The sequence below is a fragment of the Chryseobacterium pyrolae genome (assembly GCF_025153485.1).
GTDB lineage: Bacteria > Bacteroidota > Bacteroidia > Flavobacteriales > Weeksellaceae > Chryseobacterium > Chryseobacterium antibioticum.
Genome location: NZ_JANZQH010000003.1, coordinates 497,453 through 514,467, shown reverse-complemented (window position 1 = coordinate 514,467; position 17,015 = coordinate 497,453). Strand labels below are relative to the sequence as shown.

The 17,015-nt window shown below is 31.4% G+C and carries 22 protein-coding genes, 1 tRNA gene and 3 pseudogenes; 1 reads left to right on the top strand and 25 read right to left on the bottom strand.

All coding sequences use genetic code 11. The features are described from left to right. Positions 1-47: 47 nt before the first annotated feature. Positions 48-1,358 (bottom strand): ribosome biogenesis GTPase Der, encoded by a 1,311-nt coding sequence (gene der, locus NZD88_RS09125; RefSeq protein ID WP_169236389.1) that lies wholly within the window; start codon positions 1,356-1,358, stop codon positions 48-50. A 256-nt stretch (positions 1,359-1,614) separates the two neighbouring features. Between der and NZD88_RS09120 the strand changes: the two genes are divergently transcribed. Continuing rightward, positions 1,615-1,685: transfer RNA gene (locus tag NZD88_RS09120), tRNA-Gln, on the top strand. 97 nt (positions 1,686-1,782) lie between these two features. On the opposite strand, the gene NZD88_RS21360 is transcribed toward NZD88_RS09120, so the two are convergent. The 24 genes and pseudogenes from NZD88_RS21360 to NZD88_RS09025 all read right to left on the bottom strand — a co-directional run bounded on the left by NZD88_RS21360 (position 1,783) and on the right by NZD88_RS09025 (position 17,014). Further along, positions 1,783-1,971 (bottom strand): polymorphic toxin-type HINT domain-containing protein, encoded by a 189-nt coding sequence (locus NZD88_RS21360; protein ID WP_423738660.1) that lies wholly within the window; start codon positions 1,969-1,971, stop codon positions 1,783-1,785. A 59-nt stretch (positions 1,972-2,030) separates the two neighbouring features. Next, entirely contained in the window at positions 2,031-2,504 is a 474-nt protein-coding gene (locus NZD88_RS09115; protein ID WP_259828829.1) for a CPCC family cysteine-rich protein, read from the bottom strand. Positions 2,505-2,508: 4 nt separating this feature from the next. Further along, positions 2,509-2,838: a hypothetical protein gene (locus tag NZD88_RS09110; RefSeq protein ID WP_259828828.1), complete on the bottom strand. Its 330-nt coding sequence runs from the start codon at positions 2,836-2,838 to the stop codon at positions 2,509-2,511. A 9-nt stretch (positions 2,839-2,847) separates the two neighbouring features. Continuing rightward, positions 2,848-2,898 (bottom strand): annotated as a pseudogene (locus tag NZD88_RS21355) (hypothetical protein); the annotation flags it as partial. Positions 2,899-2,950: 52 nt separating this feature from the next. Next, positions 2,951-3,250, bottom strand: a complete 300-nt coding sequence (locus NZD88_RS09105; protein WP_259828827.1) for a hypothetical protein — start codon at positions 3,248-3,250, stop codon at positions 2,951-2,953. Between the two features lie 11 nt (positions 3,251-3,261). Then, entirely contained in the window at positions 3,262-3,558 is a 297-nt protein-coding gene (locus tag NZD88_RS09100; protein WP_259828826.1) for a papain fold toxin domain-containing protein, read from the bottom strand. A 53-nt stretch (positions 3,559-3,611) separates the two neighbouring features. Further along, positions 3,612-3,656 (bottom strand): annotated as a pseudogene (locus NZD88_RS21350) (hypothetical protein); the annotation flags it as partial. A gap of 37 nt (positions 3,657-3,693) precedes the next feature. Next, positions 3,694-4,245 carry a hypothetical protein gene (locus NZD88_RS09095; RefSeq protein WP_259828825.1) on the bottom strand — a complete coding sequence of 184 codons (552 nt, stop codon included), beginning with the start codon at positions 4,243-4,245 and terminating at the stop codon, positions 3,694-3,696. 11 nt (positions 4,246-4,256) lie between these two features. After that, a complete protein-coding gene (locus NZD88_RS09090) occupies positions 4,257-4,736 on the bottom strand; it encodes a hypothetical protein (RefSeq protein ID WP_423738659.1) in 480 nt (159 codons plus the stop codon). Between the two features lie 17 nt (positions 4,737-4,753). Beyond that, positions 4,754-5,359 (bottom strand): hypothetical protein, encoded by a 606-nt coding sequence (locus NZD88_RS09085; RefSeq protein WP_259828823.1) that lies wholly within the window; start codon positions 5,357-5,359, stop codon positions 4,754-4,756. A gap of 2 nt (positions 5,360-5,361) precedes the next feature. Continuing rightward, complete coding sequence (locus NZD88_RS09080; protein WP_259828822.1) at positions 5,362-5,643, bottom strand: hypothetical protein; 282 nt, start codon at positions 5,641-5,643, stop codon at positions 5,362-5,364. Between the two features lie 21 nt (positions 5,644-5,664). Further along, positions 5,665-5,724 (bottom strand): annotated as a pseudogene (locus NZD88_RS21345) (hypothetical protein); the annotation flags it as partial. A gap of 65 nt (positions 5,725-5,789) precedes the next feature. Then, entirely contained in the window at positions 5,790-6,206 is a 417-nt protein-coding gene (locus NZD88_RS09075; RefSeq protein ID WP_259828821.1) for a hypothetical protein, read from the bottom strand. A gap of 4 nt (positions 6,207-6,210) precedes the next feature. Continuing rightward, entirely contained in the window at positions 6,211-6,618 is a 408-nt protein-coding gene (locus NZD88_RS09070) for an HINT domain-containing protein (protein ID WP_259828820.1), read from the bottom strand. Between the two features lie 76 nt (positions 6,619-6,694). Further along, complete coding sequence (locus tag NZD88_RS09065) at positions 6,695-7,306, bottom strand: hypothetical protein (RefSeq protein WP_259828819.1); 612 nt, start codon at positions 7,304-7,306, stop codon at positions 6,695-6,697. Positions 7,307-7,308: 2 nt separating this feature from the next. Next, a complete protein-coding gene (locus tag NZD88_RS09060; RefSeq protein ID WP_259828817.1) occupies positions 7,309-7,698 on the bottom strand; it encodes a hypothetical protein in 390 nt (129 codons plus the stop codon). A 37-nt stretch (positions 7,699-7,735) separates the two neighbouring features. Then, positions 7,736-8,233: a hypothetical protein gene (locus NZD88_RS09055; RefSeq protein WP_259828816.1), complete on the bottom strand. Its 498-nt coding sequence runs from the start codon at positions 8,231-8,233 to the stop codon at positions 7,736-7,738. A 4-nt stretch (positions 8,234-8,237) separates the two neighbouring features. Continuing rightward, positions 8,238-8,372, bottom strand: coding sequence for a hypothetical protein (locus NZD88_RS09050; protein WP_259828815.1), 135 nt, complete (start codon positions 8,370-8,372; stop codon positions 8,238-8,240). Positions 8,373-8,449: 77 nt separating this feature from the next. Then, positions 8,450-8,665, bottom strand: a complete 216-nt coding sequence (locus NZD88_RS21340; RefSeq protein ID WP_423738658.1) for a hypothetical protein — start codon at positions 8,663-8,665, stop codon at positions 8,450-8,452. A 36-nt stretch (positions 8,666-8,701) separates the two neighbouring features. Beyond that, complete coding sequence (locus NZD88_RS09045; protein WP_259828814.1) at positions 8,702-9,004, bottom strand: hypothetical protein; 303 nt, start codon at positions 9,002-9,004, stop codon at positions 8,702-8,704. A 2-nt stretch (positions 9,005-9,006) separates the two neighbouring features. Next, positions 9,007-9,306 (bottom strand): hypothetical protein, encoded by a 300-nt coding sequence (locus NZD88_RS09040; protein WP_259828813.1) that lies wholly within the window; start codon positions 9,304-9,306, stop codon positions 9,007-9,009. Beyond that, entirely contained in the window at positions 9,303-9,626 is a 324-nt protein-coding gene (locus NZD88_RS09035) for a hypothetical protein (RefSeq protein WP_259828812.1), read from the bottom strand. The genes NZD88_RS09040 and NZD88_RS09035 overlap by 4 nt, the downstream gene beginning before the upstream one ends. A gap of 2 nt (positions 9,627-9,628) precedes the next feature. Then, positions 9,629-13,648, bottom strand: coding sequence for a DUF6443 domain-containing protein (locus NZD88_RS09030; RefSeq protein ID WP_259828811.1), 4,020 nt, complete (start codon positions 13,646-13,648; stop codon positions 9,629-9,631). Positions 13,649-13,657: 9 nt separating this feature from the next. Beyond that, positions 13,658-17,014 carry a DUF5977 domain-containing protein gene (locus NZD88_RS09025; protein WP_259828810.1) on the bottom strand — a complete coding sequence of 1,119 codons (3,357 nt, stop codon included), beginning with the start codon at positions 17,012-17,014 and terminating at the stop codon, positions 13,658-13,660. Position 17,015 lies beyond the last annotated feature (1 nt).

Below are 17,015 nucleotides of genomic sequence, written 5' to 3'. Positions count from 1 at the left end.
TAATATGAATAAAATCCCTTTTAGAAAAATCTAAAAGGGATTGTTTTTTATTTCTGTCTGAAATACACTTCAATAGGAACTCCGGTAAATCCGAATTCTTTTCTCAGCTGGTTTTCAGTAAATCTTTTGTAAGGTTCTTTTACGTACTGCGGCAGGTTACAGAAAAATACAAATTGTGGTGACGGCGTTGGAAGCTGTACACAATATTTGATTTTAATATATTTTCCTTTATTGGCCGGCGGCGGCGTGCGTTCAAAAATAGGAAGCATTATTTCGTTTAGCTTTGAAGTTTTGATCTTCATTTTACGTGCTTCGAAAACTTCCATAGCCACTTCCACAGCTTTTAAAATTCTCTGCTTTGTTAAAGCTGAAATGAATAAAATAGGAATATCACTGAACTGGCCGATTTTATCTTTGATCACTTTCTCGAAATCACGCATGGTATTGGTTTTCTTGTCTTCTACAAGGTCCCATTTATTCACCACAATCACAATTCCTTTTCTGTTCTTTTGTGCCAATCCAAAAATATTCATATCCTGAGATTCCCATCCTAATGTAGCGTCTACCATAATGATAACCACATCAGAAAATTCAATGGAACGAATGGATCTCATTACCGAATAGAATTCCAAGTCTTCATTTACTTTAGACTTCCTTCTCATTCCGGCAGTGTCTACCAACACAAACTCGTATCCGAATTTATTATAAAGCGTCTGGATACTGTCTCTTGTAGTCCCTGCAATATCGGTTACAATATTTCTTTCTACATCAAGCAAAGCATTGGTCAAAGTAGATTTCCCTACGTTTGGACGTCCTGCAATGGTGATCTTAGGCAGACCTTCAAACGGATCTTTGTAGTCTGTTGTCGGGAAATCTTTAACGATATCATCTAAGATCTCTCCTGTTCCAGAACCTGTAGCTGAAGAAAGTGTGTAATATTTTTCAATACCTAACTGGTAGAATTCTGTAGCGGGAAGTTCTTCTTTTGAAGAATCCACTTTATTGATAACAACGTAGATCGGTTTATTTGATCTTCTTAACAGACGGTAGATCTCATAATCTGTATCAGTAAGACCTTCTTCTACATTCATCATAAAAATGATAGACGTAGCTTCATCTACTGCCAACTGAACCTGCTTGCGGATCTCTTCTTCAAAAATATCATCCGTTCCTACATCATATCCGCCTGTATCTATAACTGTAAAATCTACTCCGTTCCAGTCAGATTTCCCGTGATGACGGTCTCTGGTAACCCCAGCCGTAGAATCTACGATGGCTTCCCTTCTTTCTAGTAAACGGTTAAAAAGTGTTGATTTTCCTACGTTGGGACGCCCAACGATTGCGACAATATTTGACATAAAAATGTTTAATAAATGAAATTATTAATGGGTATCTCCAACTTTTGGAGCCCAATTTTTTGCAAAGATAAGATTTTATTATTTAGTGATTAAAAAACACCACCATTGAAACTATTTTTCAATAATTCATTGCGTCATCTATTTAATTAAAAATCATGCAATTATAGATAAACACTCGTTTTTTCGCTATTGATTTGCAAAAAATATTTTTTCAATCAAATATTTTTTATAATTTTGCCTCACCAAAAAATAATACAGACCCATGGTGTAACGGTAGCACTCTGGTTTTTGGTACCATCAGTTGGGGTTCGAATCCCTGTGGGTCTACAACCAAACAAAAGCAACTCGCTAATTTACAGTAAGTTGCTTTTTTATTTTGGAAAATTGGTCACGATATTGGTCACTTCTTCGTAAAAAATGCCCATTATTCATGTTTCCAGCAAGTGTTATGCACCAAAATTCCTTTCTCAGAAACATAATAATTATGGTTATCTTCTACTTTAAAGTTATAGGTTTTTACCTTTTCATCCAAGAAATTAATAGATTCTACAGGAGAAGTTTTTCTGTCTAAAGTAGTAAGAAGTATTCCTTTTCTAAAGTCTTTAACCTCTATTTAGCTTTCGTTTAGATAGAATTAAATGAGGCTATACAAAAGTACAGCCTCTTATTGATCTATATTAGAGAATCATTCTTATAATATTTTACTTTGCCTTCAATGTCTACAAATTTTAAAAATCTGTCTAAAATAGCTCCCTTTGTTTTAAAATTATCTTTTGCTTCTTTTAATGTCATATGATTTACATGACTATACTTAGATTCATCATGACCTCCATCATCTTCCCAAAAACACACCTTACAAATTTGATAGTTCCCTTTTTCAAGAATCGTTTTGTAATTACAACAATGGCATGTAAATAATTCTTTTGGAATACCTTTAACATCAATTGACAGTTGATACAAATCTCTGATTTTCCCTTCTATATATGATAATCTTATTCCAATATATCTATCTCTTATATATTCAAATAATTCTTCTTTATCTAATCCTTCATCATCAATCATTTTTTCACGTTCTTGAATTGTCATTTTTGAGTATTCATCTAATGATAATATATTTATAGCTGAATTTAGATCTAATTCTATCATAATTTTATTTTATTAAAGTTGCGGCATAATCAAGTGCATCTTGAAATGGAGTCTTTACAGTCATTGCAGGATTTGCTTTATAAAACGTTCTAATTTCTCTTACATCCATTCTTCCCACAAAAATCTCTTGAGTATTAGAATTAAATTTTATTAAGAAATTTTTAACTGTTTGTTCTTGAATATGCTCTCCAGTTTCTGCAGCAAAATTTTTAGCTAATTTTAAATATTGTCCTTGTGTGATCTCTCCAAATTCGAGTCCATGCTTAGCAAAATGAATTCCTAATTCACCTTTTGAAAAACCTTTCCAAACAATACCACAATTATTATGTACCAAAATATCTTTCTAAGAAACATAGTAATTATGGTTGCCTTCAACTTCAAAGTTATAGACTTTTACTTTTCTTTAAAATAAAATATTCCCTTACTGTAAAGGAATATTTTTGATTTTATATATGTTCTTTTTTAAATAAATGATATTCTCTAAAAAAAACATCTACAGAGTTTAAATTTTCATTCTTACTTATTATATCTATAAAATCAGCCCAAGTTGCATTGTTTTCAAGATTAAACTTATTTTGTAACCATTCGTAAAAATTATGTCTAAAATCATTTTTAAAATTTTCATCCTTAAGATGTTCATTTAAAAGATAACCACCTAAGAATGCTTCTAAATAAAACACATCCTTTCCACGAAAATACATTTGAGGTCTTTTCTCAATGTATGGAAATAATTCTTCTATATTCATAATTCAAAAATTTAAAAGGGAGTTACTACAGGAGGTTGCATTTTAGGAAAACCAATTCCTAAATCATATAGCCATTTAGAATATTCAACTTCTTTGGGAAACATATTATCATATACCATATTACCTACTTTTACACCAACATGGTCACCATTAGTTGTAATACTCTTGTCTAAAGTTTCTGACCAAATATATCCAGTATCAGATTTTAAAATTACCATTTCTCCTTTTATCCCTTGTGATGCCATTCGTGACATTAGTTCTGCTGCAAATTCTTTACATTGAAATAGTTGTTTTAATGGGGAAGGCAACGATTCATAATTGCAGCGATACCGCAATCGTTATGCACCAAAATCCCTTTCTCCTAAACATAATAATTATGGTTGCCTTCTACTTCAAAGTTATAAGTAAAGAGTTATTCCATTAAAGGAATAACTCTTTTACTATTATATATAAAATCCAGAAATTATATTTTCCTCTGTCTTTAAAGATTGAAGTTTATCTATTATATCACTTTTGGTAATATTCTTTAAGAGTAAAAACCTATTTAAAACAAAAGCAATTTCGTTAGGATAATAATCAAAATATATATCTTCAGATCTTTTATTTGTTGTTGCAATTAAATAATCCATTGTTGAATAGGTCCAGTAATATTTATTATTGCTCTCTTTTGAAACAGCTTCGATCATTATGACATCTAAATCTTTTTTATCTATTTGAAAGTTGGTAAAAAATTGAAAATTCTCATTTTCTGTCAACAAAAATTTATTTTTTAGTTTAAAGAAAAACATTCCATTTTCATTAATCTCTGTTGGACTATAAAAAATTACATCCTCATCTTCGTAATCATAATAGTTTCCGTCTTCTTTATAAAGCATTATATCACAAATGAATGCGCCTTTATACTTATAGCCTGATGTTAAAGAGTTTCCTCCTAAAAAAGTTGTAAATTCATAAGGTTGAAAACCTAAAAGTTCTATATTTTTATCTATATTCATATATAAATTTTTTATCTAATGATATAAGGATGTAAACTGCCAATACTTGTTCCAGTTTCATCCAGCCAAATTCGAACATGAGTAGTGGTTCCCGACTGATTTATTGCTCTTCCATAATCTAATATAATTTCCGAAACACCTCGAGAAGAAGTACCAAAAGTACCTTCCCCTCTTCCAATTCGTAAAGCGGCTTCTTCTAACACATCTTTATATGATAGTCCTTTTTGAAACATGTGCGACAAAGGCCTACCTCCAATATTAAATTCACCTGCGAAGAAATGTTCTGAAAGATGTTTTGTAAAAACAGATGATTGATTTTCTAATGTCTTTGCTATCGCGCTTGTCCATTCACAGTTGTTATGCACCAAAACCCCTTTCTCAGAAACATAATAATTATGGTTGCCTTCTACTTCAAAGTTATAGACTTTTACTTTCTCATTCGACTCTACAGGGAAAGTTAAAGTTGTTTCCTTAAAAAAAGAGTAACTAATAGCTACTCTTTTTTTACTTATGATTCTATTAATGGGATATCTTCATAGTTATCGACATCGAGATTAAGAATATATTCTATAATTTTATCAACATTTGTTTCTGGACAACCTTTTCCTTCATCCCATACAGGATTTTCAGGATAAAAAGATAAATCACATTTACCGTCTTTTTTAAAAATAACAACAAAATTATATTTCATTTTTTTGTCTTTTATTGATAAGTCACTTATATCACAACGAAGCATCATATTTTCGATTGTATAATTATTTACAGTATTAAATAATAATGTCTTATATTGTATATCTAACTCTTTTAATTTAAACATGAAATAATGATATAGTTCGTAGCGAATATCTGTTGTTACATTTGCAAGATATTTTGTGTAACTAATTGCTGTATGCGTATTGTTAAATTTTTTAAAAGTATTATATTTATTAATAAATTGCAGTTTCGTTGTAGTTCTCATATCTTCAATATCATAATAAACGGAAATATTTTCCTGAGTTCCAAATACAATAACATTCTTATAAACGTATTTCACATAATTGTCACTTTGTTCAAAGTTTCTATTTAGATTATAATCATCAAAATCAAATAATGAATATTTTATTTCTTCTAACATAATTATTTAAATTTATCTATTATAAGCTTTCCATCTCTATAAATTCTGAATCCTCCATCTGGGTTAATAATTGTTGAGTTTCCTGCTTTAAATTGTTTAATTATCATTTTGCCATCTACTATATCAACATTTTTTGCTCCTTCTCCTACTAATTTAATTATTCTATCATCTGTTCTAGTCTTATCTAGGAATTTAAGAACACCTTCTAGGTGATTTAAAGTAGCTTCTTGTGAAGTAAGTGATTTTGTTTCAATATTAGCAGCATATTCTAGAAATTGAGCCATTCTATCTGTCCAACAAGTATTATGTACCAAAATCCCTTTCTCAGAAACATAATAATTATGGTTGCCTTCAACTTCAAAGTTATAGACTTAAAAATGTATTTTTCCCCTATTTGAATAAAATAGGGGAAAAATTTATATCATATTTTCTATTCTAAAATCGAAGTATTTTTATTAATAATGATATTTAGGTGCGTCAAATTTTTTATTATTTCAGTAATTATTACCCAAGATCTTTGCTCAAGTTTTAATGGTAACATTTTTTCACTATAATAAATATAGATATAGTTTTCATCAAGGAACTTTATGTTACTAGGAATTTCAATTTTTAAAACTTCTTTTAAGTTTATAATGCTTAAAAAACTATTATAAATATTCTGGTTTGTTATTAACCACCAATCAAGATCATTTAGATATAATGAAATTATAGGTATTTCATCTGTTAATAAATTTATTTTTCTAAGAATTATATTTTGTTTAGAAACTTCTAAAGATTTCCAAAGTGATGTATAATTGAGTTCTAATTTACTTCTTCTGAATTTCGCTTCTAAAATAGATACTTTCATATTGTTATGGAATTGGTGCAGTAAGTCGTATTGATGATTCGCTTAATTTTTCAAAGGTGAAACCTAGTCTTCTAGCAATTGCTTCATTAAACATTTTATTATTCATTATGTCTGTTCCTCTTACTTCAAGCATTGTTGCTCCATGACTTTTTGCTTCGTTAAACATCGTTTTTATTAATAAATTAAGATCTGTAGATTCAGTTGCTTTCATTAATGTTGAAATAGATTTTGTATATGTATTTCCAGAAATATAATTTTTTGAATACATAAAATATTGACCTTCAGCATATAAATCATTCGTCAGTCCTAAAAATCTCTCACAATTATTATGCACCAAAATCCCTTTCTCGGAAACATAATAATTATGGTTGTCTGCTACTTCAAAGTTATAGACTTTTACTTTCTCATCCAAGAAATTAATGGATTCTACAGGAGAGGTTTTTCATTCTAAAATAAGAAAAGAGTAGCCTTGACTACTCTTTTTTTACTTATGATTCTATTAATGGGATATCTTCATAATTATCAACTTTAAGATTAAGAATATATTCTATAATTTTATCAACTTCTCTTTTAGGACATATTTTTTCTTCGTTCCATTCTGGATCTTCAGGATAAAAAGAAAACTTACATGATCCGTCATTATTAAAAATAATCAAACAATTGTATCTCACCTTTTTATTCATTATACTCAAGCCTTCAAAATCACAACGAATACTTCGATTGTCCTTAGAATAATTACGATAACTCCCAACCAAACCAAATGAAAAATGAGTATAATTAAATTCTATTTCTTTCAATCGGTGTAAAAAGTAATGATATAATGTATACCTTATATCGGAAGTTACCCTAGAAAGGTAATACATATAGCTTAAAGCATTCGAAATGTCACTAAATGTTTTTAAGGAGTTTTCTTTATTAATAAATTTTAATTGAGTGAGAACTCCCATTTCTGTATCATCATAGAAAACTGAAATAGAATCTTTATATCCGTAAACAATAACATCCTGATAGATAAATTTTATACTTGTAGAGTCTTGAACAAAATTTATATACTCAAAATCTGAAATATTGAAAATTGCATTTTTAAGATTTTCGATCATTACTATTTTATTTTATTAATAACTATTTTTCCTTTTTGGAATATTTGAAAACCTCCATTTGGATATACAAGAGTTGCGTCTCCTGCATTCTTTTGACTTATCTCTAGAACTCCTTTACCCACAAGTTTGACATTACTCATATCATCAGCAACAAATTTTAAAATTCTATCATCTGTTCTGGTCTTATCTAACATTTTAAAAACATTTTCTAAATGATTAATAGTTGCCTCTTGTGACGTAAGAGATTTAGTTTCAATATTTGCTGCATATTCCATAAACATTCCAAGTCTTTCTGTCCAACAAGTATTATGTACCAAAATCCCCTTCTCAGAAACATAATAATTGTGGTTGCCTTCTACTTCAAAGTATAGACTTTTATTGTTAAATAACAAAAGAGACTGATTTTGGTCAATCTCTTTTTATTGTTATCTAAATTTTGCTATTCAAAGTTTTTTTACTTGGATTTAAAAACCACCTTCCTTCTTTTTTATATAGCAATACATTACATATTAGCATTTTAGCAAAAAAAGCTGGATAATAAGAATCTGTAATTACTAACAACTTTGCTTTATTAGTCTTTTCAATACATATAAAATTTGTCTTAGGATGTTGGTTATTCTCATTTTTATAATTAAATTTTTCGTAATCATTACATAATCCTTCAAGATCTTTAGAATACACCTCATCATACTTATTATCTATTATCGAAATAACTCTTTCAGTTGTAACTAATAAATACGAATTATTTAAGCTACAATTTAAAATAGGTAATTCATTTTTTTCTAATAAAACAAATTTGGATTTATAGCTATCATCTAATAATTGTGTATTCATTTTATCATTAAATGTAAGCCAATCTTTTGGTTCTTTGTCTACACATTTAAGACTAATCTCAATCGCTTTATCTTTAAATTCTTTTGTATTCATAATATTAATGTAAAACTTTTTCCCAAACAACAGTATCACCCTCTCTACTGAAGAAATATCCATATTCTCTAGCCCAAAGAGAATTGTGTTTAAGGTTTTGATTCATTACCATATTAAACTGTATTCTAACTTCACTCATTCCATATTTTTTAGCCATAGTTTCAGCCCCTTCTGTTAATGCTTTAAATACTGCATTTTTAGGAGCATTACTAGCTCTTACAATGCCATTAACTTGAATTCCATTACGTCACCAGTAAACCATCCCATATTTATACTTCCATCAAAAACTGAAATATGTTGACGGAACTGTCCCATAAATTCAGTCATTAAACTACAATTATTATGCACCAAAATCCCTTGCTCAGAAACATAGTAATTATGGTTGCTTTCTACTTCAAAGTTATAGACTTTTACTTTTCTTTGAAATAAAATATTCCCTTACTGATTAGTAAAGGAATATTTTTGATTTTATATATGTTCTTTTTTAAATAAATGATATTCTCTAAAAAAAACATCTACAGAGTTTAAATTTTCATTCTTACTTATTATATCTATAAAATCAGCCCAAGTTGCATTGTTTTCAAGATTAAACTTATTTTGTAACCAATTATAAAAATCATATCTAAAATCATATTCTGCCCTATTTCCTAAACGGTTACTGTCATTAAGTAAATAACCCGAAAGAAAGGCACTTAATAGAAATATATTTCTTTCTCCGACATATACTTCTGGTCTTCTTTCTATATGTGACATTAATTCATCGAAATTCATAATCATTTACTTTCCATAAATAATTTATACTCTCTAAAGAAAACATCCACAGAATTCAAATTTTCATTCTGACTTATTTTAAATATATAATCAGCCCAAGTAAAGCCTAAATCCATGTTAAATTTTATTCTTAGCCATTCATGAAAATTAGATTGGAAATCTATATCACTAAAATTCTTATCATAGATTTGCTGACAAGATAAATACCCTCCAATAAATGAATCTAAAAGATAAATGTCTTTTGTTTTTAAATACATTAAAGGTCTTTGCTCAATGTAAGGTAATATTTTATGTATTGTCATGGATAACTCTTGTTAGAGAAATATTCTTTAAAGAAAATTTCTAAAGTATCTAATAGTTTTTCTATTTTTTCTATTTCGGTCAAATTTTTATTAACATGTTCAAATTGAGAAAACCAACTCATGTTAGGGGCTTTAAATTTGACTCTTTTTTGATACCATCCTGAAATTTCTCTTTCTAAATCTATATTAGTGGAACAATCAAAACTATAAAAAAAACCTTGAAAATATATAATATAACTATTAAAAGTGTCATCGTTCCAAAAAAACATTTTTGGTCTATGCCTCATATACTTTATTGTATGTAAAATTTTGTTTTCCATAATTATTTTAATGTTCTTGTCGCTGTTACTTCAAAATTTATTGATTCATTAAAATCGAATAATTTGATATAATCATCTAGCATCATTCCTGCTTTTCCTGTTAATCTATCAAAGACCCTTCCATCCTTTATCGCTGTTACATGCCATCTCCATCCTGAATTTTGTCCCATTACATCACCTAATTCAAACCCAAATTTTGGCGTAATCTGTAAATATTCGGCTCCTTTTCCTAATGCGCCTACAGCTCTGTCTGCTACAACTTCACAGCCATTTCTTATTACACTTAAACTTCTTGCTTTACTAAGCCAATCTAAGCAATCATTATGCACCAAAATGCCTTTCTCAGAAACATAGTAATTATGGTTGCCTTCTACTTCAAAGTTATAGACTTTTACTTTCTCATCCAAGAATTTAATAGATTCTACAGGAAAAGTTTTTCCTTCTAAAGTGGTTAGAAGCATTCCCTTGGTAAGGTCTTTAGCTTCTATCCAGCTTCCGTTTACATAGAACGGGTGTTCCGGTGTACAGGTAATTTCTGTACCGTTTACAGAGATTTTAACTAATGAAGAAGACGTATTGCGGGATAGCTCAACTACTTTTTTCAGCTCTTTTTTGCCCGTTCCTTCGTTGTAGCTCCATACCAGATCGCCTTCTTTGATGTCTTCGATCTTTTTGCTGCCTTTTTCTGTGGCTACTAAAGTTCCCTCTGTAAAGCATAGCTTAATCAATCCTCTGCTTAAATTCCCTAATGGTTTACAGATAAAACGGCTCATTCCTGCTGCTCTCCAACCCACTGAAAGAAGTTCTCCCCCCATAAAAGATGCCGGAAGCTCCAAAAATAAGAACTGTTCGGCTTCTTCGGTACTTTTTGCTGCCTTACTATTATTTACCGCTATCTGAAAGTTAGAAAGGTTTTGTTGGTAGTTACCTATAGACTGGCTTGAGCTTAACCCAAAAAATGCGCTTGTAAGCATACTGTTTACACTATCTCCCATGCTGATGATGGCACTGGAAATTATGCCTGCAAGAGAAAAACCGCTGCCGCTACCGCCTCCGCTGCCGACTATAATTTCATCAACTGCTAATTCATCATTTTTTGTATTTTTCCATCCGCCTTCAACTCTTTGCCACCAGCCTTCTCCGTCTGTCCATACCTGACCGATAGAATATCCGTTACTATCTGTTGGAGGTGTTGATTTTAGCCCCAGAAAATCTATAAATAAAATAGGATTATTGCTGGCAAAGGAATAGGGCTGCAAAGTTGTATCTGCTAATGGATCAACGACTCCAAACCTTCCGATGTCCGACATGTATTGTCTAAAACCAAAGTCATTCCATCCCGTTTCTTTCTGCAATTCATGACCATTATATCCGTATTTATTGGAAGGGTTCCCGGCTAAAAGGTTATACCCTTCGTGCTTCATCCCAAAAGGATAGTAATTGTTTTCTTCAAGAACTTCTGCGCTGCCGTTTGTATTTCTACAATAGCTCAAACGTACATTTCCCAGATGATCAGTATAACTGTAAATATATTTATTATTCTCAAAATTGTAATATCCTTCTGCGGTAGGAACAAATTTTAAGGTGCTTACATTTTGTTCTGTTTCATACTGAAAGCCATCCAGATAATCAGTTACGACTGTAATCTCAGGAGAAAAAAATGTTGCACCTTCTCCATACGTGTATACTTTGCGTAATTTACTCCCATCCGCCCTGTACAGATAATTGGCTTTAACACTACGAATGTCCACTTTACCTGTGATTAAATTTCTTACATTATATGTTTTGTCAAATTTAATATATTGAGGAAGGTTAAGGAAATTGTAGTCAGCCTGCAAAATACCTTTATCTACATGATTCTTCATATTGCCATTATCATCGTAGGATATGGCAGTTCCCGAGGTATCCGGATAACCGCTGTAATTCGTTGAGCTATCGGTAACCGAATTCAACCTGTTTCCTGCATAATCATACGTAAGATTATCAATCGCTGCAGCTACTGTTTCGCTTCCTTTTGCCGCTGTTCTTTTCAGGTGGGTAATATTTCCGTTGAAATCATAATCCATTTTCTCATAATACTCCTGAGCAGAAGGGTTATCATCTCTTTGATAAAAACCTGCAGAAAGCCTGTTGGCTCTGTCATAAACATAACCGTATCTTCGTAAATTATCATTCGGTGTAGTGCCTGTTTTCCAGTCTACTTCTGCAATATTTCCGTTGTATCTTGGTTTTACCTGAAGATCAGTATATTCAGCATTTGGAGTTTGCAGTCCTTCTACCTGATTATACTTTATCTCGTAACCAAACAATTTACCGTTCAGGTTTTTAGGATCATTAATCTTCGTCATCCAACCTCTGATATTGTAGATATAATTAATATCCTGCAAAGGATTGACTGCTGAAGTTCCTCCTACTTTTTTATTTTTCACCTGAGAAAGCTCATTGTAGGTATTCTGGGACAAAATCTCCACAGGATTACCATCTACCTGATGCTTGTGAGTAAGCAACCTGTCTTGTGAGTCATATTCAAACGTTTCACTAATGACTCTTTCAGCATCTGCAGAAACCCTTTTATGCTTTGTCACTGAACGCTGGGTAATTCCCATAAAGTCGACTTCTGTTTCCGTCTTGGTATACCCTCCTAAATGATTAATAGAATAAACTCCGATAGCTCTGCCTTTGTTATCATAAAAGCTGAACATTTGAGTCCAGTCATCATTCTCTATATTCTTTACATAAGAAGCAGTAGGCAATGTTTTGGTGCTTATAGAAGAATTCTGAGCATCCTGTGTTAATACATCCCGCCCTAGAACCTGTGTAGGAATATTAATACCTGAAGGAAGTGATGGATAAGTATCATAATAGTTAACGCTTAGAATTGTCATGCTTCCTGTCGGGAAAGCATTTTTTGTATAATATACATCCATTCCGTTTAAGGTAAATGGAACTGTATTTCTTTCTTCATTGTTTCCCGCATTGACATACATATTATTGAGTGCAGTCTGCATTGCCAATCTTGAAGCTGTATTGGCAAAGAATCCAGTATAAACAACCCTTCCGAATTTATCATATTTAGTGAACATCCAGCCTTTTTTAGCAAAGTTATTGGTGGTTGTTCCCAGCATAGCATCTTGTGTCAGTATCACTCTGTCCTGCTTGTCATACACCAAATATTCCCATCCTTTTCCAGGGATTCTTTTTTCAACCAATCTTCCGAATTCATCATAGCGATACTGATAGCAAAGACTATTTCTCTTAGTTTCATCAATTGCCGTTAAAGCCGAAGCCAAGGGCGGAATGACAAACGCAAGCTGATTGTACTCATTATAAACATAATAAGTATCGAGATTATGTGTCCCGTCATTCTGCCTGATGAGTACCGGTTGTCCTTTTCCATTTTTATACTCTGTTGTTGTATTGCCATCTTCATCTGTAGCAGAGGTTTTCATTAATGAATTTACAGGATAGTATGCTGAAAAACTCAATTGGGAGTCTGTTCTATTTTCTACCCATGTGGTTGTAATACCGTATTTTTTTACTTCAGTGGCTGAAGTATTGGTCTTATAGCTATAGGTTATAGGTTTATCCGACCATGCGTTTCCTACATTGAAGGTTTCCTTTACCCTGGCCAATGGAAGATTTTCTAAAACCTGCTTAGAATATATCTTTTCTGTACCATAAATTTCAGGGTTGGTTGCATTAATTAAAGGATTTTCATAGATCGCACCATTCTGTGTCCCGGCCTGCGGAACAGGCAAGTATGATTTTGAAAGCCTTCCGTCCGCATCATATTCTATATGGCCAACTACATCTTTCTGTGTTGGAGAAGCTTTTACCCCAACGATCTGCTTAGGTCTTCCCAACCCATCAAAATATTGAACGGTTTCTGCTTTTTTTATACAGTCTGCATCCAGGCAGTCCTTTGTATATATATAATTTTTTGTATTGGAAGGCGAAATGCTCTGTGCAAATATTTGTCCAAAAGTCATCAAAAAACCTCCGATGAATAATATCTTTTTCATGTTTTTGTATTAAAGGATAGCTGGAAATGTAATATCGAAATTCACTATTGTACCATTAGGCAATGATGATGATCCTGTTGTAAGCTTTGCGAAAACATTTCCATTAGGATAAATAGTAATTTTCCAATTTCCATAGGTAAATGTTCTTCCTGCAAAACTCATTGTGCCTGTTATAGCTCCTATACAATTCCCATTTATTTTCCCAACCGTTTGCCCAATTGCCCAGGAAAGACTACTGTCATAAGGAAAGTTTATCTGTAATCTAAAACTCGATGTACTTGGCATAGTTAGAGATGCACTATTTAATACAGCAATATCATATCCCTTAGAGATTGTACATGATAATGGTGTACATCCTGCATTTTGATTAGCGGTATTCTGCCCGTTAGCCTGAATATCCTGCAATGCCTTTTGATTGGCATCATCTTGGCTCACTAACGAAAAATATTTCTTGGCAGGAACTAAGTAGGTATATTTATTAGACAAATATCCAATAGAACAATTATTAGTAACATAATCATTACCCATTTCGTCATTGGTATAAATCGTAGGAGAATAATGATAATCATACGTTTTTAGAATTTTCCCGTCTTTATCTAAAATTTGAGATATTCTGTGAAAGGAATCATATACATGGATTTCCCTAAATCCATTGGCAGAAGTCTTACTTGTGATTCCAACAAGAGGATCATAGGTATACGTTTCTATCTGATAATTTTTTAACGCATTATCTTTTCTCATATTATCAAGGGCGAGAATCAGCGCTGCTTCATTAGAGGAATCGTCATCATCAGCATTTGAAGCAGAAACAGCAGCAGTAACAGAACTAAGATTTGCAATATCGGTATAAGTAGCCCCTACAATTTTGGCTATGGCCTGTGTTTGGTGATATCCCCAAATAGTAACAGTTGGAATACCACTTTCTGCACCGGTTTCTCTTAAATTGCCTTTATCATCATAGTTGTTAAAAGTAATTTTTTTTGAAGAATTTTGATTTTGAATATTGTATATTAAAGCCGATGTTGGATATAATGTAGACTGATCATCTAATTTCACTTCCGATTTACTCACAACTGTTCCGTCATTCTTAACTTGTGTTTCTAAAGGAGTTGATACGATATTGGCATTAAGAAGTTTTTGAATGTTTTTTTCATTAGCATATTTGAAATTACTTTCAATTACCGATCCATCGTAAGATACTTGTTTACGGGAAATTACATTATTATATAGGCTCTCATATTGATTTTCTAATGTATTAGTTAAGAAAACGCCATCTATTTTATCTTTTATTGTTTTAGTTTCTTTTTTTATAAAGATTTTCTTAATAGGCTGTCCGTCATATTTAATATTGCTAAATGTTAAAATTTCGGGCTGATAAGAGAATTCTGACTCTTGTATAAGATCGTTATTATTTCCATATACTTCCTTTTTCTTCATAAGGCCTGCTCGTGTCAGATATCCGCTAAAGTTTATAAATGAATAAGTCAATCCTGAAAGATTAACTATTTCGTCAGAATTATAAAAAATATACTTTACATAAGTCTGATCTAATTTATTAATCACTTTAATATTTGAATATCCAATAATTCTATTGGATATGTTTTCTTGAAAATAATCGGCTAAAAGTCCTAAATCTTCATCAATACTTTCTCCACTTGTTGTCAGGGGATCAGAAAATTTATTATATTCATATTCTACCCATTTTGAAGGCACCACCGATTCTGCATCATAGTTTTTAATGCTTTTTATTCTTAGTCCATACCCTAATTTATTATTGTGCTTTCTTGCTTCTTTGATCCTATAAAATTCCAGCTTACCATACCCTTGTCTTGCTCCGGATAAAAAGACCTTTGATCCCGAATATGGAAAAACTTTAATCGACGGGCATGGATAGGTGGACATGGAATTTATATAATCACTTGAATGTGAAACACTCCCATCAGACTGTAACAGATCATATTGTATTTCATTTGAAACACCTGGCTTTGAAGGAGGATAAGGATATAGAGAATATGAATACTTTACATATAGATTTCCTTTGTATCCAGATGGTAAATTTAAATCATAATTGATTGAAGGATCATTAGTATCAAAATTGAGTGTATAAACTTTATCCAAATCATAATAATCATAACAAGCACCAGCGGTACAAAAATCATTAGAAGCAGCATTTCCTTCTTCAATCGAATTGCTTTCAAATTCATATTCAATACGCCCCCCTGTCGGTAAATTTATAGTTTTTAGAGAATTTAAATTTGCAGTTTTGGGATTTGTCCCTGATGGTGAAATTAGAACCCCTTCATCCAAACTACAGGGATCATAAATATTAACATAACCAAAAGCATCAAAATTATCAGGACTTCCTCCTAAAGCCTTATTATATTCAAATGTATGGTTGCTCAGAACATGATTATCTTTATCCAAGCTCTGAAGGTTATTCAAAAATGTTCCGTCTCCTAAGAAAGCATATTGATTAATGATATTATTATTTTTGTCTCTCAGAATTAATTTATCCATCCGATACCAATCTGCATTTCCTTTGTTTTGAACTGAATGCGGATTAGGATTAGGGCTGTATTTAAATTCAATACTTCCATGCCCATTAACATTAATTTTTTTGATTTTATTTTCTTGTACTGTTCCAATAAACTGACTAACCAACTCCGTTGTGGTATCATATTCAAAAGTGGCAATCTGCTGGTTTTTATTATTTGTTATCGTAGATAACAAAAAGGCACTATTACCTACTTTGGTATTTGATGGAAGCTCCTGTTGGGTATTTCGATACCCAAAATGAAACTTATCAATATTGATTTTATCAAAAAGATATGAATTTCCGTTTTCATCAATAATTGTGAAGGAAGAAACTTTATTTGTCGTAGCACTATTTTTAGTAATGATTATTTTATTATTCGAAGGCTGTAGTTGTACAGCAATCAGTTCATTTGTAATCTGATCTTTTCCAATATAAAATCTACCTGATTTCCCCAAAAAGCTATAATAATAAATTTCTGATGATGATTCATTGGTGGTATCTGAACTTAAATAATCATTAACATTCTTCAGATTATTTTTAAAAATACTTCCACCATACTGTAAGCCCCAGCCTTTTCCGACATCACTAATCATTTTATGGGCAGAAACACCTTCAGCAGAGTAAGAAATTGATATCCCAATATTGATATTTGATAATGCAGGTATATTAAAAAGGGGTAGACTTATATCAGGAATTCCATTATGAACATTTACATCAGAATTACTTAGATAATCGTTTTTTTGAAGTCCTATCGGTTCATTCTGGCCCTTATAATTTGCAGAGAAAAGCATAATTATTGCCATCAAGACTTTGTACATATAATTTTTCATT